This is a genomic window from Lentilactobacillus kefiri (genome assembly GCF_009739535.1).
Lineage (GTDB): Bacteria > Bacillota > Bacilli > Lactobacillales > Lactobacillaceae > Lentilactobacillus > Lentilactobacillus kefiri.
The window spans coordinates 1059512-1083458 of record NZ_CP029971.1 but is presented as its reverse complement, the minus strand read 5'-3'; the positions used below and the strand labels follow the sequence as shown (position 1 = coordinate 1083458).

The 23947-nt window shown below is 41.5% G+C and carries 24 protein-coding genes; 6 read left to right on the top strand and 18 right to left on the bottom strand.

The genetic code is table 11. From position 1 onward, the window contains the following. Nucleotides 1-5 precede the first annotated feature (5 nt). Together DNL43_RS05240 and DNL43_RS05235 are read right to left on the bottom strand one after the other, a co-directional pair. Nucleotides 6-1346, bottom strand: a complete 1341-nt coding sequence (locus tag DNL43_RS05240; protein ID WP_225439257.1) for an alpha-L-rhamnosidase-related protein — start codon at nucleotides 1344-1346, stop codon at nucleotides 6-8. Continuing rightward, on the bottom strand, nucleotides 1321-2646 hold the full coding sequence (locus DNL43_RS05235; RefSeq protein ID WP_054768933.1) for an MFS transporter: 1326 nt from the start codon (nucleotides 2644-2646) through the stop codon (nucleotides 1321-1323). The genes DNL43_RS05240 and DNL43_RS05235 overlap by 26 nt, the downstream gene beginning before the upstream one ends. A 115-nt stretch (nucleotides 2647-2761) precedes the next feature. Here DNL43_RS05235 and DNL43_RS05230 point away from each other — a divergent pair, with 115 nt between their 5' ends. Next, complete coding sequence (locus DNL43_RS05230; protein WP_225366622.1) at nucleotides 2762-3814, top strand: AraC family transcriptional regulator; 1053 nt, start codon at nucleotides 2762-2764, stop codon at nucleotides 3812-3814. A 349-nt stretch (nucleotides 3815-4163) separates the two neighbouring features. Here DNL43_RS05230 and DNL43_RS05225 read toward each other — a convergent pair whose 3' ends face one another. Next, nucleotides 4164-4904, bottom strand: coding sequence for an ion transporter (locus tag DNL43_RS05225; protein ID WP_056981333.1), 741 nt, complete (start codon nucleotides 4902-4904; stop codon nucleotides 4164-4166). 195 nt (nucleotides 4905-5099) lie between these two features. On the opposite strand from DNL43_RS05225, the gene DNL43_RS05220 reads away from it, so the two are divergent. Then, the gene (locus DNL43_RS05220) at nucleotides 5100-6695 is read left to right on the top strand and encodes an amidase family protein (protein WP_054768931.1); all 1596 of its coding nucleotides are present in this window, start codon (nucleotides 5100-5102) and stop codon (nucleotides 6693-6695) included. Nucleotides 6696-6933: 238 nt separating this feature from the next. On the opposite strand, the gene DNL43_RS05215 is transcribed toward DNL43_RS05220, so the two are convergent. Then, nucleotides 6934-7395 carry a MarR family winged helix-turn-helix transcriptional regulator gene (locus DNL43_RS05215; RefSeq protein WP_056981335.1) on the bottom strand — a complete coding sequence of 154 codons (462 nt, stop codon included), beginning with the start codon at nucleotides 7393-7395 and terminating at the stop codon, nucleotides 6934-6936. 97 nt (nucleotides 7396-7492) lie between these two features. Between DNL43_RS05215 and alsS the strand changes: the two genes are divergently transcribed. After that, a complete protein-coding gene (alsS, locus tag DNL43_RS05210) occupies nucleotides 7493-9169 on the top strand; it encodes an acetolactate synthase AlsS (protein WP_056981337.1) in 1677 nt (558 codons plus the stop codon). Nucleotides 9170-9183: 14 nt separating this feature from the next. Then, nucleotides 9184-9897: an acetolactate decarboxylase gene (gene budA, locus DNL43_RS05205; protein ID WP_054768930.1), complete on the top strand. Its 714-nt coding sequence runs from the start codon at nucleotides 9184-9186 to the stop codon at nucleotides 9895-9897. A gap of 95 nt (nucleotides 9898-9992) precedes the next feature. Here budA and DNL43_RS05200 read toward each other — a convergent pair whose 3' ends face one another. The 3 genes from DNL43_RS05200 to DNL43_RS05190 form a co-directional block, all read right to left on the bottom strand. Further along, the gene (locus DNL43_RS05200; protein WP_056981339.1) at nucleotides 9993-10883 is read right to left on the bottom strand and encodes a 3-hydroxyacyl-CoA dehydrogenase; all 891 of its coding nucleotides are present in this window, start codon (nucleotides 10881-10883) and stop codon (nucleotides 9993-9995) included. Nucleotides 10884-11220: 337 nt separating this feature from the next. Further along, complete coding sequence (locus tag DNL43_RS05195) at nucleotides 11221-11472, bottom strand: hypothetical protein (protein WP_225364656.1); 252 nt, start codon at nucleotides 11470-11472, stop codon at nucleotides 11221-11223. A 45-nt stretch (nucleotides 11473-11517) separates the two neighbouring features. Further along, nucleotides 11518-12291, bottom strand: a complete 774-nt coding sequence (locus tag DNL43_RS05190) for a hypothetical protein (RefSeq protein ID WP_056981342.1) — start codon at nucleotides 12289-12291, stop codon at nucleotides 11518-11520. 104 nt (nucleotides 12292-12395) lie between these two features. Here DNL43_RS05190 and DNL43_RS05185 point away from each other — a divergent pair, with 104 nt between their 5' ends. Continuing rightward, nucleotides 12396-12830: a hypothetical protein gene (locus DNL43_RS05185; protein WP_095344840.1), complete on the top strand. Its 435-nt coding sequence runs from the start codon at nucleotides 12396-12398 to the stop codon at nucleotides 12828-12830. A 141-nt stretch (nucleotides 12831-12971) separates the two neighbouring features. Here the strand turns inward: DNL43_RS05185 and DNL43_RS05180 are convergent, their stop codons facing one another. From DNL43_RS05180 to DNL43_RS05140, 9 genes are all read right to left on the bottom strand, one after another. Further along, a complete protein-coding gene (locus tag DNL43_RS05180; protein ID WP_056981345.1) occupies nucleotides 12972-13964 on the bottom strand; it encodes an aldo/keto reductase in 993 nt (330 codons plus the stop codon). 55 nt (nucleotides 13965-14019) lie between these two features. Beyond that, nucleotides 14020-15018 carry a LacI family DNA-binding transcriptional regulator gene (locus DNL43_RS05175; RefSeq protein ID WP_056981347.1) on the bottom strand — a complete coding sequence of 333 codons (999 nt, stop codon included), beginning with the start codon at nucleotides 15016-15018 and terminating at the stop codon, nucleotides 14020-14022. Nucleotides 15019-15193: 175 nt separating this feature from the next. Continuing rightward, a complete protein-coding gene (locus DNL43_RS05170) occupies nucleotides 15194-15847 on the bottom strand; it encodes a bifunctional 2-keto-4-hydroxyglutarate aldolase/2-keto-3-deoxy-6-phosphogluconate aldolase (protein WP_054768937.1) in 654 nt (217 codons plus the stop codon). A gap of 35 nt (nucleotides 15848-15882) precedes the next feature. Next, a complete protein-coding gene (hxlB, locus tag DNL43_RS05165; RefSeq protein WP_054768923.1) occupies nucleotides 15883-16425 on the bottom strand; it encodes a 6-phospho-3-hexuloisomerase in 543 nt (180 codons plus the stop codon). Further along, on the bottom strand, nucleotides 16422-17048 hold the full coding sequence (locus DNL43_RS05160; protein WP_054768922.1) for an orotidine 5'-phosphate decarboxylase / HUMPS family protein: 627 nt from the start codon (nucleotides 17046-17048) through the stop codon (nucleotides 16422-16424). The genes hxlB and DNL43_RS05160 overlap by 4 nt, the downstream gene beginning before the upstream one ends. After that, on the bottom strand, nucleotides 17048-18010 hold the full coding sequence (locus DNL43_RS05155; RefSeq protein ID WP_054768921.1) for a sugar kinase: 963 nt from the start codon (nucleotides 18008-18010) through the stop codon (nucleotides 17048-17050). The genes DNL43_RS05160 and DNL43_RS05155 overlap by 1 nt, the downstream gene beginning before the upstream one ends. Before the next feature lie 44 nt (nucleotides 18011-18054). Next, complete coding sequence (locus DNL43_RS05150; RefSeq protein WP_054768920.1) at nucleotides 18055-19350, bottom strand: hypothetical protein; 1296 nt, start codon at nucleotides 19348-19350, stop codon at nucleotides 18055-18057. 4 nt (nucleotides 19351-19354) lie between these two features. Next, entirely contained in the window at nucleotides 19355-20104 is a 750-nt protein-coding gene (locus DNL43_RS05145) for a sugar phosphate isomerase/epimerase family protein (protein ID WP_056981349.1), read from the bottom strand. A gap of 316 nt (nucleotides 20105-20420) precedes the next feature. After that, on the bottom strand, nucleotides 20421-21089 hold the full coding sequence (locus DNL43_RS05140) for a hypothetical protein (RefSeq protein WP_056981351.1): 669 nt from the start codon (nucleotides 21087-21089) through the stop codon (nucleotides 20421-20423). Between the two features lie 166 nt (nucleotides 21090-21255). Between DNL43_RS05140 and DNL43_RS05135 the strand changes: the two genes are divergently transcribed. Continuing rightward, nucleotides 21256-22071: a hypothetical protein gene (locus tag DNL43_RS05135; protein WP_056981353.1), complete on the top strand. Its 816-nt coding sequence runs from the start codon at nucleotides 21256-21258 to the stop codon at nucleotides 22069-22071. A 36-nt stretch (nucleotides 22072-22107) separates the two neighbouring features. Here the strand turns inward: DNL43_RS05135 and DNL43_RS05130 are convergent, their stop codons facing one another. Next, nucleotides 22108-22842, bottom strand: a complete 735-nt coding sequence (locus tag DNL43_RS05130; RefSeq protein WP_056981355.1) for a gamma-glutamyl-gamma-aminobutyrate hydrolase family protein — start codon at nucleotides 22840-22842, stop codon at nucleotides 22108-22110. Nucleotides 22843-22860: 18 nt separating this feature from the next. Beyond that, nucleotides 22861-23937, bottom strand: coding sequence for a M42 family metallopeptidase (locus tag DNL43_RS05125; RefSeq protein ID WP_056981357.1), 1077 nt, complete (start codon nucleotides 23935-23937; stop codon nucleotides 22861-22863). Nucleotides 23938-23947 lie beyond the last annotated feature (10 nt).

Here is a 23947-nt window from a genome sequence, read left to right as displayed (position 1 = left end):
AAATTTCAGTATAGGAGCACAGTGACTGGGAACAATTCATCGACCGTTCGCTGCATAATTTGTTTATTCAGACGATCATCCATCACATGAGCCAGGACCATCCATACTTGGGATGGAATATTAACTTCACGTTGAGGCCCAGAAACAAAGAACCCTTTTTTTTCATCAAACAATTCGGATTGACTATACGAAATAAGTTTATTCAGCTTTTGAGAATATCCGCCAACATTATCCTTCATCATGTCTGCCAAGTGGATAAATTGCCGCAATGTGTAGATTAATACTGCTTGACCAGCAGTATTTTTATCAAAATCGTTGGACCAATCGATAAATACAGGATAACTATCATCAAGAATAAGCTCTCCATTGTCCTGTACTTTATCTAAAGCAACATCCATCTGCTTTTTAGCAATTGGATATAAGTCACGGAGTAATTCCTCGTCTGCCTGAAATCGTTGAAAATCATCCAAAATTGAAATGAAAAATAAACTATAGTCGAAGAGAAAAGTATCATCAGGTATATTGTTAGGTTGAGTGAACACATTCGCCGGAATTCGACCATCTTCAGCTGTCATGGCACCAAACAGATACAGACATCTCTTGATCAATCCAATATCTTTGAACGTTGCATAGTTTGCCAGTGCTTGTAACCGAAGATCCCCAATCCATAGGCGGCGATCACGCTTAGGACCATCCTCAAAAACATCTTGCATACAATCCTGTAATGTCTTTAACCCAACTTGGTAGATGTTATCCAATTCATGATCGTTTATCGCAGGAATGGATAAATCTTTGGTTGAAGCACTTGTTTCACTTTGTACTTGTGGATTTGAGAAAACTGCTTGCCATTTTGGAGAAGTGTCAATGACAGTTATCTCAATATACCGAAAGCTATAACGTCGTGATAATTCTAGGTGAGTTGGTAAAACATCAAGATGGATGTATTCTTCTTGAATCCAAGACTTGCTAAGCCACCCATCATAATCCTCGCTTTTGTGCTTTAATTCAGCAGGCATCTCGGCAAATTTCAGCTTGATAAAAAGTGGTGCATCCATTGGGGATCCAGCTGAATTAATATCTATACTGAACTTACCTACCTCATGATCGCCAAAATCTAGCACAATCTTCTGATCTCTTTTTAACTTAATGTCAGGAAGATCAGTAATATCCTGTGTATCTTTGACTCCCCAACCCTCAAGTTGACGTGAGTTCTCTACTAATTCGACGATGGACTTTGGGGTGATAGTCTCTTGATGAATAGTTGGCTTATATAGTTTTGCCTTATTGAGTAGACGTTCATCGTGTTTAAACTTCACTTCATCATTGATTTGAAACGTGAATGCCATCGTTTTCGCCCCTCTCATCCTTTTCAATGCCAGGAATAATGTTGTGCTTTCTTTGTAGATACATCATTACTAGTCCCGCAATAAAGAACACAACTACTAATCCGGTAAAGCCGAACATAGTATTTCTAATTGCAGAAGGTACAACAAGGGCTGGCGTGATCATTGCAAATAAACCACATAAGAATCTTGAGAATCCGTTGATAAATCCTTGCACAGAAGCGCGAATTTCAACTGGGAATGATTCTTGTGTCCAAACCTTGTACATTGCCTCTCCGGCTATGTTGTTACCGATGCTGTAGCATCCAATCGCAATAACAATTGGCCATAGAGCGTGACTACTTAATGCTAAGCCCAACATTGCCAGTGCTTGAACTAAAGCGCCAACGATGAAGAATTTGTTACGATACTTGCCACCAGAAACAGATGCAAAAGTAATCGTTGCACATAATGAAACTAAGTTAAGAATTAATCCTGCAGCAGTTGCAAAGCTTTGAGTTGCATGAGCTTGAACTAATACGAATGTTTGAAATTGGCCAAACGTGTTAGCTAACAAATTCCAACAAACATAGAAAATCATAATGGCTAGGAAGAAGCCAAGGAATTTACTACGATTCGATCCAGTAAAGACGTTCTTAACTGATACTTTTTCGGTAAGGTTAGCTTCTTTATCATGTTCGATTCGACGTTGTTCACCTTCTTGATGAAAAGCTTTAAATTTACTTGATAAGGTTCGCCAGAGCCATGTAACGACTGCGAATATGGCTAAAATTGTAAAAACCACTCTAGCACCACTTGCGCCAGCCATTTTTGAAACAATGAATGCACAAACATATGAAAGGAAAATACCAATCTGCCAGAAGATTTGAGTGGATGAAACTAACTGAGATTGAGTTTTCTCGTTCGGTGAATCATGCGAAACCACTGTTAAGCTAATTGGCAAATCTGCTCCAGAAGCTAAACCGGTTATAATGACTCCAAATAATAGCATTTCGTACCCATTTGAAAAAACACAAACCAATGCGCCGATGGCATACAATAAATTTAACCAATTAAAAGATCGAATTAATCCAAAGACTTTAGTGATTTGACCAGCAAGCATTGAACCAATTGCAATAGCAAAAGTCAAAGCACCTGAAATGATCCCAACCTGGGTGTTTGTTAAACCTAGACCAGTTTGCCAAACAGTTATAGTAGCTGACAACCCAACAATAATTCCTGAGCCTAAAATTGAACCAATTCCTGCGGCAACTGCCAATGGCCGGTACTTTTTGAAGCTTGAATCGACTGTACTGTTATTCATAATGGTTCCCTCCTTTAATTTACATTATTATTGTAAGCGCTATCAAAATATGCTACAATATCATAATCACTCGAATTATCATGCATAATCACAGATCAGATCCGATTTGTTAGGCATGGTGGAAGGAAAAGATATTATGAACCCTACTGAATCACTAAAATCACAACTATTCAGAATGACTAAAGTCGAAAAATTGCAGAATCATTTCGGTGGAAATGTTAATTACATGGATCTTGATTATATCAATGACCCCATTCCACGTATGCCTCAATGGGATTTCTTTGAAGATGGTGACATTGACGTCACCAAAAACAACCGATTCTCCTATGTACCTGCTCACACACATAGTTTTATTGAGTTTAACTATATGTATTCAGGCAGTTCCATCCAATATATAAACGATACAAAAACTGTGTTACACGAAAAGGAATTGCTTGTCATGGACAAAGACGTTGTCCAAAGAATTGACTATACAAATAAAAACGATATCTTAATAAATATTATTATTAAAACTGATTCACCCTATGAAGATGTTTTTGAGTCAGTACCACAATCAACAAATGAAATTACCCAGCTAATATATAATGGGACACGTGTGAACTCGCTACACAATAACTTTATGTTATTTGATTTAAAGGACGCTGAAACACCTCGTAGTTTGATGAACGCACTGATTGCTACTGGTATGAACCATTCAGCACACAGACAAGAATCACTGCGCTTTATATTTTCAGCATTGATTCTAGAGTTGCCCAACCTAATTACCCACAAGTCAATAAATTTTGCAGACTCTTCTAGTGACGACCTGCTTCCTGTACTAAAATATATCGAAAGTAACTTCGCTACAACCACCTTAAGCGACGTGAGTTCGGTTTTTCGATATAATACCAATTATTTAGGAAATAAGATTAAAACCAATACAGGAAAAACTTTTAATGAGCTAATTGAGCGAAGAAGATTATCGGCCGCACAAAATCTTATGCTAAAAACCAATTTAAATCTAACCGAAATTAGTGAAACAATTGGATATCAAAATAGCTCATCCCTCTTTCGCCTGTTTAAGAAATACTTAAAAACCACACCATCTGAATACAAACGCCGTGTCCATCCAAAAGTACCAAAATACATTTCCAATCAAATAAATTCAAAAAAACTCAAAAATCCATAATTTGGATTTTTGAGTTTTTTATATGACGATTAATCTCTTTAATTGTCAAATTTAGTACAATGCCGAAAATCCATACTTAGAAGTGGTCTAATTGCCAATCAAATTCCGGCATTGGATCGAACGGGCAAAGATACGAATACTGAAGTTTAGCTGAGTCGTTGTCCCTTGGTTTAATTCATGTAAAATCATGCGAGGATGACAAACCAATGTCTTAGTAATTCCGGCCATGAAGATGCCTAGTTCTTTTTTATAGTGAATTATAAAAAGATCTTTGTGGGGCTTTTTTGACTGTTTTAAGCAGTTATTTGATCTATTAACGGAAACGTTATACTCCATTTTAGAATCAGTGTCACTTTTTCAATTCCTTTTCCAATCTATTCAACTGCTTTTTCAAGTCCTTGTTCTCTGATTCAATCATTTCAAGCTTTCGGTATATTTTTGAAGAATGATCTTCATTTTCCTTTTTCGTAAAGAACGTTGTCATAGCACTTGTAAGCGAACCGATAATGCCAATTCCAACCATCATAAGTAGCACAGCCGCAAATTTTCCAACAAGAGTATGAGGAGAAATATCACCATAACCAACAGTAGTTGCTGTCGCGATTGCCCACCAAAATGATTCACCCCATGAGACATTTTCAGCGAGTGAATATAGCGTAGCCGAAAGAACCAGGATTGCTATACTGACCCAGACTAAGTAAATAAAACCATTAGTTTTCAAAAATGAAGATGAATATTTTTGAACTTTACCAACAAAACCAATTAACCGTACAAACCTAAATGCTCTAACCAATCTCATTATGCGGAATACACGTGCAAATCGAAAGAAACTGAATACTGAGTAAAAGGGAAGAATGGCTAACAAATCAAAAATATTATGCTTGAAAAAACTCCACTTATTTTTACTAACAATTAAGCGAGCAAAGTAATCGATTGTGAATATTAAAAGAATCCCATTGTCAACAAAGAACCAAGGCTTAACATTCAAATTAATAGTTTTTGTAAAATCCAAAACTACCAAAAGTATAGAAGCTAGAGCCAGAATAACAATAAAACAATCATAAATAACAACTATAGGTTTTTGGTGCATCCTTACTCCCCCCCATTAATTAGACTTATTTCCCCATCACCTATGTATCAGATAATTTCCCTAATAAGACTACTGAATCGCCTACTCGAAGTCAATAAGGTAAGGTCAAACAATTGACGGTTAAATGTATTGACATCCCGCTGAAAGCGCTTAGCATGTTCTTTGGTACAATAACAATGTTTGAGGGAGGCAACCATGGAAAATAAAGGTAATTTTATGAAATACTTACGTCGATCACTGCTGATAGGAACATCGTTTGTTCTATTTGGATTCTTTTTCAGTAACTCAGTGAGTGTCAAAGCTGATGAAGCAATAACCACTTCTTCCACTGTTTCGGCACCCAACATTTCAGATACAACCTATTACCATTCTTCTGCAACTCAACTTGCTCAAATGGTTCGGAATGGACAAGTAACACCTCAGCAATTGATTGCCCATGCAGTAGCCAAGATTAAATCTGACAATCCACAATTAAATGCGGTTATTTCTTTGCGTGAAGAACAAGCAATGCAAGAAGCTGCTAATTTGAAGGACACAGGCCAGCCATTTTACGGAGTTCCAATTCTAATCAAAGGACTAGGCCAACCAATTCTTGGTTCATCAAATACACGAGGACTGGTTCCTTTAGCAGATGTAAAAGCAACCACCACCAGTTCATTTGTCCAACGCCTGCAATCAATGGGATTTATCGTTGTTGGCCAAACCAATTTTCCGGAACTTGGCTTAATCAACATTACTAATTCCGCATTAAATGGTGTTGCTCACAATCCATGGAATCATTCAGATAATACCGGCGGTTCATCTGGTGGTGCCGTTGCCAGCGTTGCTGATGATATCGTTCCAGTCGCTACTGGAAATGATGCTGGTGGATCACTGCGAATCCCCGCATCATGGACCGGAGTAATTGGGTTGAAACCAACTCAAGGTGTTATTGAAGGTGATGATACGTCGCCATCCTCAGTCAACTTTGCTGATGCCAAAAATATTCAAGATATGCAGACATTATTTAATGGCATGCTATCCACATCAGACCATTCCGGAGACGCTATGTTAAAGAAGGTGCCTGCTAATATCAAGAAAGTGCCAATTGCTTACTCAATCAAATCACCGGTTAACACCCCTGTCAGTAAGGATGCTGTTAATGCTGTCAAACAAGCAGTTGCATTTTTGAGATCCAAAGGTTTCAAAGTCGTCAAGAAAAACTCACCAGTTAATGGTGTCAAATTAATGCACATTTATTACTTGGAATCTACTGGTACGGGAACCAGTGCCAACACTTTAATTAAAAACGCTACTGTTAAAAATATGACATTTGACGATGTTTCACCAATGACATGGGCACTTTATCAAGCAGATCAGAAACAACCTTCTAACACCGATGCTACTGTTCAAGACGAGCTTGATTTGGTAAACAAGCAAATGACTGCCTTTCATCATAAATATCCACTGTACTTAACTCCTACAACTGCAGTCACAGCACCTAAGAATACCGATCCAGCATATCTTCCACAAAATGTTGATAAACTAAGAACAATCAGTAATTTGGACCATGAACAACAAATTCAAACAATTTATGATGCTTGGCTTCATGGACTCACCAAGACGCCATTTACCCAATTAGCCAATCTCTCTGGCGAACCTGTAATCAGCCTACCAACGTATGTCAGCAAGCAAAATATGCCGCTTGGAATTCAGTTTGAAGCTGCCAAGGGCCAAGATCGCTTACTACTGAAAGTTGGGGCTTACTTCCAAGATCACAACCAGTTTAAGATGTTGGATAACTATAAGTAGACCGCAAAGCCTAAAGTTAAAGTACGGAAAACGATTCACTCAAGAGATGGTGCAAAAAGATACCAAGTTAAGGGTGGATTTATTACTGCCAACTCTAAGCATGTTTACACGCAAAGTTAAACTCTAGCAAATCAAATTTCGAGCACGTTGTAAAATTACTGGAACTTTTCAAAAAAATACCATTCTACGGGATTCGAATTTCCCATAGAATGGTATTTTTTAATTTCACAACCAACCCCTACTCCAAATTCTCATCCACAATCGAATCCACAACCTTCTCAATCCCCGCAACCAACGGGCTATCCGGCTGAATGCCAGCGTCCGCAAACCGATCCTCCCACCACTTACTTCTGATGGACTGAATAACCGGAATCACTTTTTCTCCTGAGTCGGTCAGGCTCAAAATGATCGATTTACCGGTGCCGGCTGTTTTAGTGAGGTAACCAAGCTTCTGCATCTTTTTGATTTCACGGGTTGCAAGACCCTTGTCGATCACCAGTGATTTGGCAACTTGATTTTGATTAATATTAGAATTGTCCTTAATCGTCAGCAAAATACAGGCAGCCGTTGGGTTCAGCTTCTGTTCCTTAAATAGCTTGCCGGTATCCTTGTAGTACTGCCGGTGCAAAATTGAAATGTCCTGTGCGAGATAACCAATATCCTTCAATATTCTTTTCCTTTCGAGCTTCAAAATACTCATTTAGATTAGCATTTTTTAGTTGACAATTCAACACGATGTCATTATCTTTATATGTGAGTTGAATTGTCAACACAAAAAATTAAGAGGTGTCAGTGAAATGACAAATGTAAAACGCGGTTCACAAGCTTTAATTCAATCAATGATTAACCAGCAAGTTAAGTATGTTTTCGGCATTCCTGGTGCAAAAGTTGATCAGTTATTCGAAGATCTTAAGTACAGCGATCAGCCCAACGCACCAAAATTAATTGTCGCGCGTCACGAACAAAACGCTGCCTTTATCGCGGCCGGCATTGGCCGTTTGACTGGCAAACCCGGTGTTGTGGCCACCACATCAGGTCCCGGAGTTTCCAACCTGGTGACCGGCTTGATGACCGCCACTGCTGAAGGGGATCCAGTGATTGCCTTGGGTGGTCAGGTCCCCAGAGACGACCTTGCCCGCTATACCCACCAAAGCATCCCCAGCAAAGAACTCATGAGCGTCGCTTCCAAGAGCAGCGTTGAAGTTCAAGACTCCAACAACCTGTCAGAAGCTTTTACCAACGCATACAGCACCGCTATCTCCGGCAAACCGGGCGCATCATTTATCTCATTACCGTCAGACGTGCTAAGCGGCAACGTGACCCGGCCAGAGATGCAGAAGCTCCAAGCACCTGAGCAGACCCAAACATTTGCCAAAACGCTCACTCAAATTGTCAAAATGATCCAAAACGCCAAGCTGCCGGTTATCTTAGCCGGAATGCGGGCATCATCTGAAAACGTGACTGAGGCTTTTCACAATTTACTAGCTAAAGTCTCACTCTCCGTTGTAGAAACCTACCAGGGTGCCGGCGTCATTTCTCACAAGTTTGAAAACGACTACTTCGGCCGAGTTGGTCTTTTCAGAAATCAAATTGGTGACACGCTGCTGAAACAAAGCGATTTGGTCATCGCAATCGGCTATGATCCGGTGGAATACGAAGCCCGAAATTGGAACGTTGAGCACAACGACCAAATTATCAACATTGACACGGTTGCGCCTGAATTAACCGCCGATTATCAGCCGGACATGGTCATTGAATCAGACATTGCTAGCACACTGGCTGCCTTGACCGATGCTCTGCCAGAGGACTATCAACTATCTCAATCAGCGGTCGCACAACTTGCAAAGCTCCGGGAAGAATTTGACGGTCAAAACGATGTTAAAACTGACGCCAAGCCTGGGACCATGCATCCCCTCGATATCGTCAATACCCTTCAGACAAAAGTTGACGATGACACCACTGTCACAGTGGATATCGGCAGCCACTACATTTGGATGGCCCGCCACTTCCGGATCTACCGTCCCCGTCACCTACTCTTCAGCAACGGCATGCAGACCCTTGGTGTCTCCCTACCATGGGCAATTGCCGCAAAGCTGGTTCGACCAAACGAAAAAGTCATCTCAGTGTCCGGTGATGGCGGCTTCCTATTCTCGGGACAGGAGCTTGAAACCGCGGTGCGCCTGAAGTTAAACATTGTTCAACTCATTTGGAATGACGGCTATTATGACATGGTTAAATTCCAGGAACAGGCAAAATACGGTAAAATTGCCGGCGTTAAATTTGGCCCAGTCGATTACGTTAAATATGCTGAAAGTTTTGGCGCAAAAGGTCTTCGGGCAACCAACGCCAGTGAATTGGCCGCTGCCCTTGATCAGGCCCAGCAAGAAGATGGTCCGGTTATCATTGACATCCCAGTCGATTACAGCGATAACATTGAACTAAAGTCTGCATTATTACCAGATCTTTTAAACTAAAAGGAAGGCTAACTATGTCAAAATATACAACTTTGTACCAACACGGAACGCTGGCATTATTGGTTCCCGGCTTATTGAGCGGAACCCTGACCATGGGTGATTTGCTCAAACATGGCGATACCGGAATCGGTACCGGCGAAGGACTCGACGGCGAACTGATCATTCTCGATGGTAAACCTTACCAAGTCGATAGTGACGGTAACGTCAACGAGGTTTCAAATTCATTTAACATGCCTTTCGCAAATAGTCACTTTGCAAAATATTCACCTTTAGCAGAGCTCGAAGATGTTTCCCAAGATTACTTTGAGGAACAAATTATCTCATTGACCCATGCCAGCAACACATTCTTCTCAGTTAAGGTCACAGGCAGCTTTTCGAATGTGAAAACCAGAGCAGTTAAGAAGTCGGTTCCGCCATTTCAAACATTGGCTGAAACAGCCAAAAACCAAAGCATCTTCACTCGTGACCACGTTGAAGGCACATTAATCAGTTACTATTCACCCAAGTTATTCGATGGTGCTGCCGTTGGCGGATGCCATAATCACTTCCTATCAGATGATCACACATTCGGTGGCCACCTGCTGGACTTCCATTTGGACAAGGGTGACGTTTCCTATCAGCTGTTCGACACCCTCGAACAACATTTGCCAATCGACAATAAAGCGTACATGGATCATGATTTTTCCAAAGACAATATCACTGATGATATTCATAATGCGGAAGGATAAACAGTCAATCAATTTAAAATAAAAAGATATTGATAACCAACAAAAAACTGCCACTTCATATTTGAAGTGGCAGTTTTTTGTTTGTAAATTAGTACTTAAATCTCAGTAAACTTCTTATCCTTATAGGCTGGGTTAGGATATTTATAGAATCCTTCTCCAGATTCAATTCCCAATTTACCTTCATCCAACATCTTCTTAAACGCATCCGCCAGCGGTTTAACTTCCGGATGCTCTTTACTGGCAGCAAGTGTAATGTTGTAAGATGTCCGGATTCCAACAGCGTCGGTAATGCCAAATGGTCCCCATGGTGCTCCGGTTGCTACCATCCAGGTTCGATCGATCATCTCGGGATCGGCAATCCCTTTCAGCCAAAGCATCCCTGCAGCAGCATTTAACGGCATTAACAGCGAGTTCAAAATGTAGCCGGGTTGCTCTTTCTTGAGCTGAATTGGCACCATCCCAATATCTCGGGCATACTGGACAATTTCTTGATAAACGGCCGGATCAGTCTCCGGCGAACCCATAATTTCAGCAGTATTATTCAACCAAACTTGGTTGGAAAAATGCATGTTCAAAAATTGTTTAGGTCGCCCAGTATCAGCAGCAAACATGCTCGGTACCAACGTTGATGAATTGCTGGTAAAAATAGCATCTTTTGGTGCAAGTGTGCTGAGCTTCTTGTAAAATTCATGCTTGATATCTGGATTTTCCGGAATTGCTTCAATCACCAGATCAGCATCTTTAACTGCATCTTCCAAATCATCGGTAAATGAAACCCGTGAAATTCCAGCATCAAACTCCTCAACGGTGGCAGCAATATCGTGGCGATAAGAATGCCGCAAGCCCTTAATTCGTGCCTCAGCCTTATAGACAGCTTCCTCATTAATATCATAAACAGTTACATCAAAACCTTTAAAAGCGCTTTGAAATGCAATCTGACTGCCTAGTACCCCACTTCTGGCAACAGTAACGTTTTTGATGGTCATAGTTGAATCCCCCTTAATACATGTAATCGGTTACAATTCAAAAACCAGCTTAATTATGGCAGAATCTTTGTGAAACGCAATCAAAGATACCTAGAATTTTAAAATTTGGAGACGAATAAGTATTCCACAAAAAAAGGCGCTCGTAGTGAGCGTCTTTTCTAAATTAACGACTATAAAATTTTTCTCTATGGATGTCTGAAAAGTTATCAAGATCCTTATAATGTATCTTTCTATTGAATTACTGATCATCAGAGTCTTCAAATAAGGACTTATTTAATCAACCACCGTGATGGCCATGACTACACTTTTCCTAATGATACATTGTGATGTAATCTGATTACTCATTCTCATGAGCAGTCTTAGCAAATTTTTCCGAAAGATCATCCTTGGTAAAGCCATCCTTCAAAACAGCAAAGAACTCATATCCACCGTTGCGATACCCATTAATCTTAAAGGTATCAATCATGTACAAGAACGGCGTTTTACCTTCATTCACTTGGATCTTGTCGATGGCGCCTAATACATCAAACTTTACATTGTCTTTGTCCAACTTCTTCATCGGAACACTATCAAAGATACTAATAACCATTATCAAATAACCTCTCTCAATTTATATGTTTGTGGAAAATTCCCATTAGTTGGGATAATCGTTGTGAACAATCCCATAATACTTGACGCCACCAACCCGGATAACTGAATAGTAAGCTGGTGAATCATTCCCTTGCACTTCACGGATCTCCTTATTATTAACAATCTTGAGGCGATACCGTTGAGTTCCATGTTTTCGAATGTGCTTATCCCTTAACCCTTTCATATGAACCCGGTAGTAGTAATATTTTGTATTACCGCTCTGCTTTATTTTCCGAATTTTAACATATGTTTTGGGTTTAAAGTCAAATTCATCAGAGTATGACTCAATGTACCCATCCGTTGTCGCAACAATCGTCCGATTTACATGGCCCTTCTTCTGTCCAATATACTTGGTGTAGTAACCTTCGGAAGGTACTGAGTCGAGCGTTGTCATAAATACTGACTTGGGAATTGAAACTGGCTGCAAATATTTTCCAATCGATGAAAAGGTACTGCTGGTCCAATTACCTTTAAATTTTTTCGGGAAAAATTGCTTCCTTAGCTTGTAACTCATTGGAGTAAAATCAATTTGGTACTGCGTTTTAGCTGGCAGCTTATAATTAAAAGTCTCTTTTTGTGCGCGAACAACCACTCCTGATGGGACAGGAACCTTTTGACTCGAACCCATCATTGATATTTTGAATGATTGCGTTGTCCGGTAGTATTGATATGGTGCCGGCGACTCTACATCAGCACGAGCAATATTACTCAGTAACATGACCGTTAAGGCAGCCACTGCAACCGCACTGATAGCGAATAAAGCCTTACTGAAACGCATATGATCACTCCTCTTCCATGTGCATATTTTACATTGTTCCAAAGTATGATGCAAAAAGAGATTATAATAAAACTGTTAAATCGTTCGAAAGGGGTAATAAATTCATGAAGCACATAAGGTTGGGATTAGCAACACTGTCACTTGGACTTGGGGTATTCTTATTTGCGCCCCAACAAGCCAATGCTATGATTACCCATACCACACCGCGGGCAATGCGGGGAACTTGGTATGGCTACGATAAAGAATATGAATTTTGGGAAAGAATCCATGTTACCAAACATTCATTTAGATATTCAAGTGGTGGCCAAGGAGATACTTTGAGAGGCCGACACTTATCTGTTGTCTATGGGCATAGTCATGCTCATACGACAGTTGCATTTCAGATGACCGGACACTTCGGTGCCACCGACTCATACCATTTTGGCAAAGCCAAAGTCCACGGTCACTATCACACAGCATTAATTCAAGATGGATCGACTGCAATGTTCCACAAACACGTTAAACATTACTACATTCCACGAGGATACCAATTCATTTAACGGCTTCGTTATCCTAAACGCCCTACGCCCAATCAGCCAGGGCGTTTCTTATATTCAAAATTTAGTTTGAGCATCAAACTAATCCCCGCCCAATCAAAAAAGCCACCCATTCCAACCAGAATGGATGACTTTTACATTCATTTATCCGTTAATAATCCCATCGATAGCAACCAACTCGTCATTGGACAGCTCAAGATTATCCAGCACCTTCAAGTTATCCAACAGATGGTTGGCATGTGAAGTTCCAAGAATGACACTCGTCACGATTGCGCTCTTCAACAGCCAAGCCAAAGACATCTGTGCCAGCGTCTGGCCACGGTTCTCGGCAATCTGATTCAACTGATTCAGCTTTTCGACCAACTTATCACTGCCCTTATCAAACAAGAACTTATTGGTTCGATGAACTGGAAAAGTATCAGGAATGCCATTCAAATATCTGTCCGACAGCAAGCCTTCCGCCAATGGGCCATAAGCAATCAAGCCGGCATCCAATCTTTCCATCTCGTCAAGCAGGCCAGTTGTTTCAGCCTCTTGATTCAGCATGTTATACGAGAATTGATTCAATACAAACGGCACATGCCGCTCGTTCAATAGTTTGCCCATCTGTGCGGATTCCTTGGTATCGTAATTGGAAATCCCAATATACAGGGCCTTGCCGCTTTGAACGATTCCAGCCAAGGCATCGGCGGTCTCTTCAAATTTGGTATTCGGATCCGGTCGGTGTGAGTAAAAAATGTCCACATAGTCCAAATGCATTCGTTTAAGGCTTTGATCAAGGCTGGATACCAACGTCTTCTTGGAATCAAAATGCCCATAAGGCCCTGGCCACATATCGAAGCCGGCCTTGGTGGTCACGATCAACTCATCCCGATAGGGGCGTAAATCCTGATCCATGATTTTGCCAAAGGTTTCTTCCGCTGTTCCAGGTTTGGGACCGTAATTGTTTGCCAAATCAAAGTGAAAAATGCCATGATCAAAGGCTGTCAAAACCGTTTTTCTGGAATTATCATAATCTGCCAGACTTCCAAAACCGCGCCAGAGTCCTAATGATAGGATTGGGAGTTGAAGTCCGGAATGTCCTGATCTTCTAACCGGCATTTTATCGTAACGATCTTGAGCTGCTGAATATACCATGATTATGCCTCCATATTTTCAACAACCACTCGAATGCCACTCAATGAATTCAAATTTAACCAAACTTCGCCGGAACAATAATCTTTTCCGGCTCCTGCTTCTTGCCTTCCAACAAGTTAACCATCACTTCACCGGAATCGGCACCAATTAGATAAGGATCCTGGGAAATCAACTTTGTCTTGGGATCGATATATTGAGCAGTTCCGGTATCAGAAAAGCCGGTAACCGCAACGTGTTTGTCGTCAATCAACCCTTTGTAGAACAGCCGCGGAATAAATTCCGTTAACCAGCGTTCCTTTAACGCAAAGATTAAAGTATCTTCTTGGGATCCGTTGATCAAAGTGACCAACTGCTGGAGAACTTTCTTATGGTTATAGGACTTTTCAGAAACTTCCAAAACGTCAATGTTATTAATCACTGACTGAATCCCGTAATACCGGTCCCGTCGGTTGGCGGCCATTGTTAAGCTGGAAGTGATCATAATCACCCGTTTGAACCCTTTATCTTTATAGTACTGGGTTGCCTGACGGGCAATTTCGTAGTTATTGGTGACAATCTGGGGCCAAGGGGACTGTTCAATTTCCCGGTCGGCAATCACAATTGGCATTGGCCGTTTGATTGTGTCTTGAATCACTGAAACTGCATTGTATGGCTGAAGAATTGCACCATCAAATATCTGGTTACTAACAATTTGCATCAATCGTTTTTCCCGATCCAAATCCGAATTGGAGTCAAACAAAACGCCAACGTAACCCTTGCTTTCAAGCATTGCGTTGATCCCTTTGAACATTTCAGTGGAAAAGAAGTCGTCAATATTGCCGGCAATCACGGCGACCAATCCGGATGATTTCTTAACCATCTGTCTGGCAGCCGAGTTGGGAACGTAATTGAGCTTATCAATGGCATCGGCTACCCGATTAGCCGTTTCAGTGGACATGCGATCCAGATTCCCGTTAAGATAACGCGAAACTGTCGCAATTGAAACATCGGCTAATGCGGCAACATCCCGCATCTTCACAACCGAATTACCATGTTTTTGACTTTTCTTTTCCATCGCATTTTCTCCAATTCAACTTTACTCGGATAAAACTTTTACTATTTCGATATTACCCATATTCATAATTTAACATAATGACTGGTTAACTTAAATAACCGCAACAAACAGGCTCCATCCCCCACAAATGAATTTAACATTTTAAAGGACACAGCCTGCAGACGATTCGTCAATTTTATCTTAACGACTCACTCTGAATCTGATTAAATTCGTCTCGGTAAGCCTTGGCATTTTTCGCCACTTGGGCAAAATCACCATCTTTTGCGGGAGCAGTCAAACTGCCGCCGACGCCGACAATCGTCGTACCGTTATCAAACCAATCCTTCAAGTTGGCCAGGGTCACACCCCCGGTTGCCATCAGATTGACATTTGGAAACGGTCCCCGAAGTTCGGAAATCATTTCCGGTCCAACAATCGCTGCCGGGAACAACTTAATAATATCTGATCCATAACTCAAAGCCGTTTGAATATCGCTTGGGGTCATACATCCGGGAATGTATGGAATGCTGTAAAGATTACAAAGTTTGGCGACGGCCTTTGAAAATGATGGACTTACAACAAACTTTGCCCCGGCCAAAATCGCAATTCTGGCGGTTGATGCATCAAGCACGGTCCCAGCACCAATCAGTGCCTGGCCATTTGGATAATCACGATTGAGTTCCTCAATGATTTCATCCGCGTGAGGCGCGGTAAACGTCAATTCAATCGCGTTTAAGCCGCCCTTTATACAGGCAACCGCAGCCTTTGATGTCTCCTCTTTGGAATCACCACGAAGAACCGCAACAACTCCGGTATCCCGAATCTTACTTAATGTATCTATCTTCTGCAGCATCTATCTTTCCTCCCAAACGTCCGACAAATTGATTATTCCATGTTACTGTGCTCAGCTTTGGCAGCATCATTTGAAACGTGATCCCGACGACTCAGCTTGAGACATAAAACATCCAAAGTAATGTGAACACTTTGATCAAACAAAGTACTCAACAACTGGATGGATTTAACCCCATCACCGGCTTTGGTAGCGCCAGGAACCACGATAACTGCATCCCCAAGCTTAGCTAATGGCGATTCTGCATTGCTGGTAACGGCCACAATCTTGACGCCGTCAGCCTTGGCTTTTTCAGTCGGCTCAACAACCATCCCGGTCTTACCTGAACCGGATACGGATACCAGAACATCACCCTTTTGAACAGATGGCGTGATGGTTTCGCCAATGACATAAACGGTGTAACCAATATGCATTAAGCGCATCGCAAATCCCTTAGCCATCAAGCCCGAGCGACCAGCACCCAGGACGAAAATTCGGCGATCCTTTTGAATAACCTTTTCAGCATCATCAATTTGATCTTCTTTAACCAAACCCATGACTTCATTGACTTCATGCATTACATCATTAATTAATGTCATATTGTCATTGCCTCCTTGAATTCCGTAGCTGCCTTAACCGGATCATCGGTTCCGGCAATCTTACCGCCAACGATCACCGTATCGGCAATGCCTTGCTCAGCCAAGCCTTTAGCCTGGTCAAAGTCAATTCCGCCGGCAACCGCTACTCGTTTGATAGCCGGGAACTTCTGATGGAAATCGGCTGTTGCACTGATTGCGTCAAAATTACCTTCAGCATCTTTTGAATGGTGCAGACCATAAATGGCGTTGTCAAAGTTGGCAATTTCTTTAATTTTATCATCGTCAACTTCAAGCAAATCAATCAGCATTTCTTTGTGCTGCTTTTCAGTAATATCATAAATTTTACTGATGGTATCGTATGAAGAGCCAGCCATCACCGTTAGAATATCACCGTTTGCTTCAAATCCCTTTTCAAATTCATAAGGGCCTTCGTCAATTGTCTTTAAATCCAATAACAACTTGGAATGCTTCAGGTTTACAGGATTTTCCTTAATCATATAAAGGCCATAATCCTTCACCAATGAAGTTCCAAATTCAATCACGTCAGCGATCCCATCCAGCTTGTGAGCCAGTGTAATGGCGTCGCCCAAAGATACTCGGTCAATCGCAGCTTGTAATTTCATTAGTCTTCAGATACTCCTTCTTTTTCATAGAATTTCTTTAATTCTTCCGGAGTTGGGTAGCCGTCATTATCGCCAGGTGTTTGAACCTGAAGGGCGCCAACTGCGTTTCCTCTCAAAGCAGCAGCTTTCATTGATTTGCCGTCAAGCAAAGCAGTGATCACGCCAAGTGCGAAGCCATCGCCGGCACCAACGGTATCAACGACTTTATCAACCTTGAAGCCTTTAACAGTGTAACTATTGCCGTCTTTAGTCTTAACGTATACTCCGGCCGGCCCAATTTTAACACAGACCGTATCGGTTCTCTTACCTTTAAGATAGAAGTCGGCAATTTCTTCCGGATCACTGGACCCCATCAAAATTTTACCCTCTTCAACACCCGGTAAAACGATGTTGGCAGAGCCGGCTAATTCATTAATGGTGCTGATCATCTTTTCCTTGCTGCTCCAAAGCGCTGGCCGCAGGTTGGGATCAAAGGTGGTCAAAATGTCTTTTTCAACTAACCGCTTCAATAATGAACGGAATGATTCTTCCGCCGTATCGGAAATTGCTGGGAAAATTCCTGACATATGAGCGATTTTGACACCGTCCAAATCAACTTCATCCATAATCTCACTGGTCAAATGTGATGCGGCGGAATTGGTTCGGTAGTTAAAAGTAACTGGATCACCTTTGGTTACCAATTGCTTTAATTGGTGACCGGTCCAATAAACCGGGTCCCGGGAAATATACTGACTGCCAACTGAATGACTTGCAATTCGCTTAATTGCATAGTCGCCTAGTGGGTCTTGGCCCACTCGTGAAATATACTCAACGGAATGTCCCAGCCGCTTAACACCAATAGCAACGTTTAACTCGGCACCGCCAAGAATCTTTCGCCAGTATCGGGCATCCGCCAACGATTTATCCGCATCCTGTGATGCAAAAGTAACAACGGGTTCACCAACTGTAATAACTTCACTCATGTTAATTTCCTCTTTTCTTTAAGACTTCAATTCATCCAACAACTTTATCTGCCAAAGAAGTAGTAAACCAAAAGTTCATTTAGGATAGACACAATCCACATCACTGGGATGCCGAGTTTTAAGAAACTCTTGGTATCAACTTTCATGTAATCAAGTCCCCAAACGTTCCATGACTGAGTAATATCAGTTGAAACAGCCATTAGTGATGGGACATACAACAGTGGCAGCAGGAATGCATCGCTGAATAGTCCGGTTCCCGAAAGAACGGCTGCCGTTGCTGCGCCAGCACCCCATACATGTAATGGGCCACGGAACAATGCCAATGGTGCCAATACACCAAGCATGAGGGCAAGGACTAAATGACTGTTTGGCAGGATTGCTTCAAAAATCGGTTTGAACCGTGGTGCATTGATTGAAGCAGCCCCGGAGAACATGATCAATGCCATTAAGAACATGATCAAGCCGGCAATATCACTAATTGATTGTTTGATTGTGCTGTTCAAGAAATCACTGAATTTCTTCCAGCCACTGCCGTTTCCGGTTAAGAAGATTGCCAGCAGGGTTGCCAATGTTAAGGCAGGAATTGCATCCCAACCAAATACCATATTCATGAACACAGGCACAACTGGAATAATAAATGTAATTTTTGGCACACTCTTGATCTGAGCTTGATCCGCATCAACGGCACCAATAATTTCCAAATTCTTTTCGGCATTTGCCGGATTGATCTTCTTACGATGAAGAATCAGGAACACGATAATTGCGACAACCTGAATTAAAGTTGCGACAATTCCAAATTCAAGGTATTTGCCACCGTAAATGGCTTTGGGGAAGAATGCCTTAATTTGATTGAAGAGAACAACGTTGATGTACATTGGGGCACCAATTGACAAGGCGAATACTGAAAGTGCCAGGTCACGAGGCATTCCAACTGACAGCAGAATTGGTAACAGAATAACGCCAATGGCGATAACTGAACCAACACCGTAAGCGCTAACAAAAATCAGTGTGGTGACAAAGATTACCAGGATTGCGGCGATCAACGGCCGTTTTTTACCAACTTTGTTAGTTGTTTCTGAAATTGCCGGCGCAATCCCACTATCAACCAACACCCGGCCAAACCAGGAACCAAAGACAATGTAGATAATCGTTGGTCCATAATTCAACGCTGGCTCAGCGAAAACCTTTTGAATAGCTGTGTTGAACGGCACCATCCCGATTACCGACCACAGAATCGCCATGATGAAGAAGCCAATCATCAGGTTACCGCCCTTAATGATGTAATAGATAAAGCCGGCAAACGTAAGTAACAGAAGCACCGAAATAATTGTGGATGTCATGACATTATTCACCTACCTCTTTTTTGAGCAATTTAACTTGTTGAGCAATGTGAGAATCGTTTTCCATTGGGTATTCCAAAGCAAATTGAACATCTGATGGCAGATACGTTAATAATTTCCGCCAGTCAAAGACGCCTTCATCCAAATCATCTGACGTTGTCAATTCACCATCGTGGTCGATTGTGTTCTTCAAATGAATGTAATGGGTAAATGGTGCTAATTCCTTGGCTGCTTCGGTTGCATCCCCATGAGTAAATGCCCAGTTACCTAAATCATAAACATATCCAATCTGATTCAATCCAGCTTTTCGGGCAGCCGTTAAGAAGGTCTTAATTGCTTCAACCGTGCCGGATACGGCAGTTTGGTCATTTTCAACGTTCATTTCAATATCGTCTATTGGGAATTTTTCCAATTCTTTCTTTAAGTCGCCGGTAAATTTGTCAAAGTTTCCGGTGTTGAATTTAATCTTACTGATACCCAGTGTCTTGCCTTCATCGAAGTATTGTGACAACTTGGGATTGACCGAGCCATCAGGTTCGAAGACAACGTCTGGGACACTATAATTAACAATCATATTGTGAGCTTGGGCCTGCTTGGCAACTTCCGGTAATTCGCCGTCGAGATCCTTAAAATATTCACGACGAACTTCAATACCATCTGCACCGAGCCGGTGAGCCCGTTCGACTAAATCAGCTTGCCTCGCACCTTTTTGAACATCTGATTCAAAAATCCAAGTATTTAAAATCAATGTCATAATGAATTCCTCCAATAAATAATTGCTCAGTAGCTATCATCTGATTCACTTTGTATGGTAAACGTTTTCCTAATCGATGTCAACGAATATCTACTTGGCCTATAAATGCCTTTATGATAGTCATTACAAAGGTATTTATCCGGAAAAATAGTTGCGCAACCGTTTAACCTGGTCAATTCATTGGATCTGCATGATATTGCCGTGAAAGCGCTTTATAAATGATTGATAATAATTTTCGCTGATGAAATCAAATAAAAAATGCTGCATCCCTATGGAGACAGCATTTGTCGATATTTTCTTCATTTATTTAACATTTTTAACTCAACCAGGAATCAAACCAAAACTTTTTCTTGGTAATAATATCTTGAGCAGTTTTTGCCAAGGCTTTTTCCTTCTTATAAAGGGGTGTCTTCGAATCATTCTGTTGGAACGTTTCTGTCAACGTGTTCAATTCTTCCTTATCGGTAAACAACCACTTCAAAGCATCCATCTGTTCAAAGATGACAACCAAGCTAATTGCGGGAACTTCAACCTTGTCAGACAGCATTTGCTCACGCAGGTAATTAACCACCTTTTTACGGGCCTCATCAGTGGGTAGATAAATTGTGTGGGTATCCAAATTGGTTTTAACAGACTTTTTCTCGACTAACTTGTCATTCAGCAGTTCAGCACCAACACCGTCATAAATTTCGTTGGCAATATCCCAGCTGGTAATCAGATCAAGAGATTGAACCAAACTGCCTTTCTTCTTAATTTCTTCGAGAATTCGATTCTTCAATCCATCCAGATAGGTTGGCAGATTGTCGAATTTACTTTGATCTTTGACTTCAATGGAATTATCAATGGTCAAAACACCCTGATCCATTAAATCCAGTAATGCGCCAAAAACAAAATAAGCCTGGGCCGTAAATCTTGTTCGCAGCATTGGCTTTTTTCCGATTCGTTCTGTTAGTAGTAAATAATTATTTGCGGTTTTCAGTTGCACGAATAAAGCCTCCGTTTTTTCATTCCTTGTAAATCCACCTTCAATAGTAAGCCATTTTCATGAAAATCAATAGTGATTATTCTAAATTAAATGAAAAGATTGAACCGCACCCTCCCACAATTGTCTGATGATATACTCACCGTATAAAATTCGAGGGGGTAATCCAATGAGGTTCAATCATCCGGAAAAATGGTTGTTGGCGCTCCTTGCCACACTGTTTTGGATCACATTTCAGCCGGCAATTTCACGTGCGGCAACCCACCCTACGCCAGTCATCGACGACCAACTGCATTTGCTGGACAACGACCAGATTCATCGAATGAACAAGAATCTGATGAACAAAAGACATCCCCAACAAATCTGGGTGATTACGACAAACAAAACGCCAAAGGAGCTGAAAGCTGACTGGGTTGAGTACGAAGATATTGAAGACAGTGGGTTTAGTTTTGGTAACTTAAGTAATGACGCCTTTTCATACACCGATATATTTCTAAAGAAGCATATCAAAAACCTGACCGATTCAGGAACCATTGGAATTGCCGGAATGCCTGCCAGAGATGAAATTAACCTCATTTTGGTTGATCCCCAATTAAAGTACCATGTCATACCGGTCATGTCAGATCCGTTTGGCCAAGCGTTAGGCCAGGTTCAAGATTTTATTCTCACTCACCGGATGAACTTTAAAGAAATGTCGGGAAAAAATATTTTATCGACAGCAAGGCTCATGAATGGTTTTCTGGTCAGCCATGTCAGCAGCAAGAAACAAATTAATCAAGGTTTGTCATTTGACGGGCTGGTTATCCGCCTGCTCCTCATTTTGCTGGTTATTTATGGCATCTGGCATCATCGTTGGCGAAAGCGGCATCCCAAACGGATTCGCTGGGAAGATCCCGACTCCCCAAGGGACAACGGTGAATACGACAACGGCTACATGGATGGCTATTACATCGGCATGCACGAAGACGATGGACATGATAAATAGGAAAAACGCTCACCAGGCTGGTGGGCGTTTTTGGATCTAATCGGCTTTTGCAAACTTTCCGACACGTTTCATAAAGTTCGCAAACAAAGCATCTTGTTTTTCATCGGTTTTAAACATGGCTTCCGGATGCCACTGAACTCCGACAATCAAATCGTCATCAAGGCTTTCAACGCCTTCAATAATGCCATCTTTAGCAAGGGCTGAAATCTTTAATTGGGACGAAACAGCTTTAATCGCTTCATGGTGATGACTGTTTACATAAACCTTGTCATCATGGCCAATTATTTGGGCGAGATAAGAATCCGCGTTAATTGAAATGGTGTGGGTTCCCTGATCCATTGGCGCTTTTTGATAATGTTGGAGAACCGGTTTCTCTCTTTGGCTTCCCATATCTTGATAAAGGGTTCCGCCAAGAGCGACGTTGACGACCTGCATCCCTCGGCAGATCGCAAAGATTGGTTTGTGACGTTCAATTGCCAACTTGGTGAGTTCAATGCTGCTTTGATCGAGAAGCCGGTCGGTGTCACCCAACAACGGAACCGGTTCTTCACCGTAAAATTGAGGGGCAACATCCGGTCCACCCGGGAGGAGCAGACCATCAATCAAATCAATGTATTGAACCATCAACTCAGGATTCCGGGTGGGAATCAGAATTGGCGCACCGCCATGCTTGATGATGGCCGCCACTTCGGGATTGTTGACAACGTTGCGGTCCAGATTGTTGATAACGCGAACTTCAGAAGGGACCCCAATTACATACTTTTTATTCAAATGATCCAGCTCCTTACTTTATAAAGATTCAATGACTTGATCACTTAAGCTCAAAATGATAGCTTCTAACAGCTTAACAGTATTTTCAAAGTCATCATATGCTACCATACCGTAATTAGTATGTTCATAACGAACAGGAATCCCAATACAAATAGTTGGTGCACCTTGATACTCCAGCAATTCGGATCCATCGATTCCACCACCAGTTCGGACTGCTCGTGTGAATGGAATACCATTTTTGTTGGCTTGGTCAACAGCAAGTTGTTGGAAATGAGGATTAGCAATAAAAGAAGTATCCATATCACGAAGCATTGGTCCACGCTTTAACCCGGTTTGAATCAACCATTCAGGTGTGAATGTATCATCGGCTGGACATCCTTCAAGGCAAATAGCAATATCAGGATGGACTTTTTTAATAGTAACTTTTGCACCCCGACAACCAACTTCTTCTTGAGAAGCTATTGCACCAATTAAATTGATTTTCAAGTCTTTGTCTGCTAAATCTTCCATTGCGGTCATCAAACAAGCTGTTCCAATTCGGTTATCAAAGGCTTTCCCCATCATGACATCTTGCGTTTTAAAGTACTCCCATTTAGTATCAGGTGCTATGGGGCATCCTGTATCGATTTTTAATACTTCCCTAGTTTCTTCTGCACTGTTTGTTCCAACATCAATTACTAAGTTAGCTATATCAATGGGCTTTTTCTTTTCCGCCTCGGTCATGAAATGAGGTGGCTTTGTAGCAACCAATCCAGTTATCCATTCACCATCTTGATTGCGAATTCGCATCTTCTCGGCTGTTAAGTTTGCAGGAACCCAACCACCAAGGGGAACAAACTTGATCGTACCATTTGGCTTGATTGCTTGAACAATTAGACCAACTGCATCAAGATGGGAATCTAGCATCAGAGTTTTCCCTTTTGCCGGTGAATTCTGTTTATTTTTCAGATACACATTATTCATATGATCGGCATGAACAGAACTAAAACTAGCTGCCGTTTGCACTACATAGTCTTTCACTTCATCCTCAAATCCACTAGGACCATTCGCATTAGATAAATGCTCAATTAAATTTAGTGATAACTTCTTATCCAAGATAAATACC

What these genes read in the sequence shown, in the direction of transcription:
- DNL43_RS05240 (WP_225439257.1), bottom strand. Translation starts at nt 1,346, where the DNA reads ATGGCATTCACGTTTCAAATCAATGATGAAGTGAAGTTTAAACACGAT.
- DNL43_RS05235 (WP_054768933.1), bottom strand. Translation starts at nt 2,646, where the DNA reads ATGAATAACAGTACAGTCGATTCAAGCTTCAAAAAGTACCGGCCATTG.
- DNL43_RS05230 (WP_225366622.1), top strand. Translation starts at nt 2,762, where the DNA reads ATGGTGGAAGGAAAAGATATTATGAACCCTACTGAATCACTAAAATCA.
- DNL43_RS05225 (WP_056981333.1), bottom strand. Translation starts at nt 4,904, where the DNA reads ATGCACCAAAAACCTATAGTTGTTATTTATGATTGTTTTATTGTTATT.
- DNL43_RS05220 (WP_054768931.1), top strand. Translation starts at nt 5,100, where the DNA reads ATGGAAAATAAAGGTAATTTTATGAAATACTTACGTCGATCACTGCTG.
- DNL43_RS05215 (WP_056981335.1), bottom strand. Translation starts at nt 7,395, where the DNA reads ATGAGTATTTTGAAGCTCGAAAGGAAAAGAATATTGAAGGATATTGGT.
- alsS (WP_056981337.1), top strand. Translation starts at nt 7,493, where the DNA reads ATGACAAATGTAAAACGCGGTTCACAAGCTTTAATTCAATCAATGATT.
- budA (WP_054768930.1), top strand. Translation starts at nt 9,184, where the DNA reads ATGTCAAAATATACAACTTTGTACCAACACGGAACGCTGGCATTATTG.
- DNL43_RS05200 (WP_056981339.1), bottom strand. Translation starts at nt 10,883, where the DNA reads ATGACCATCAAAAACGTTACTGTTGCCAGAAGTGGGGTACTAGGCAGT.
- DNL43_RS05195 (WP_225364656.1), bottom strand. Translation starts at nt 11,472, where the DNA reads ATGGTTATTAGTATCTTTGATAGTGTTCCGATGAAGAAGTTGGACAAA.
- DNL43_RS05190 (WP_056981342.1), bottom strand. Translation starts at nt 12,291, where the DNA reads ATGCGTTTCAGTAAGGCTTTATTCGCTATCAGTGCGGTTGCAGTGGCT.
- DNL43_RS05185 (WP_095344840.1), top strand. Translation starts at nt 12,396, where the DNA reads ATGAAGCACATAAGGTTGGGATTAGCAACACTGTCACTTGGACTTGGG.
- DNL43_RS05180 (WP_056981345.1), bottom strand. Translation starts at nt 13,964, where the DNA reads ATGGTATATTCAGCAGCTCAAGATCGTTACGATAAAATGCCGGTTAGA.
- DNL43_RS05175 (WP_056981347.1), bottom strand. Translation starts at nt 15,018, where the DNA reads ATGGAAAAGAAAAGTCAAAAACATGGTAATTCGGTTGTGAAGATGCGG.
- hxlB (WP_054768923.1), bottom strand. Translation starts at nt 16,425, where the DNA reads ATGACATTAATTAATGATGTAATGCATGAAGTCAATGAAGTCATGGGT.
- DNL43_RS05160 (WP_054768922.1), bottom strand. Translation starts at nt 17,048, where the DNA reads ATGAAATTACAAGCTGCGATTGACCGAGTATCTTTGGGCGACGCCATT.
- DNL43_RS05155 (WP_054768921.1), bottom strand. Translation starts at nt 18,010, where the DNA reads ATGAGTGAAGTTATTACAGTTGGTGAACCCGTTGTTACTTTTGCATCA.
- DNL43_RS05150 (WP_054768920.1), bottom strand. Translation starts at nt 19,350, where the DNA reads ATGACATCCACAATTATTTCGGTGCTTCTGTTACTTACGTTTGCCGGC.
- DNL43_RS05145 (WP_056981349.1), bottom strand. Translation starts at nt 20,104, where the DNA reads ATGACATTGATTTTAAATACTTGGATTTTTGAATCAGATGTTCAAAAA.
- DNL43_RS05135 (WP_056981353.1), top strand. Translation starts at nt 21,256, where the DNA reads ATGAGGTTCAATCATCCGGAAAAATGGTTGTTGGCGCTCCTTGCCACA.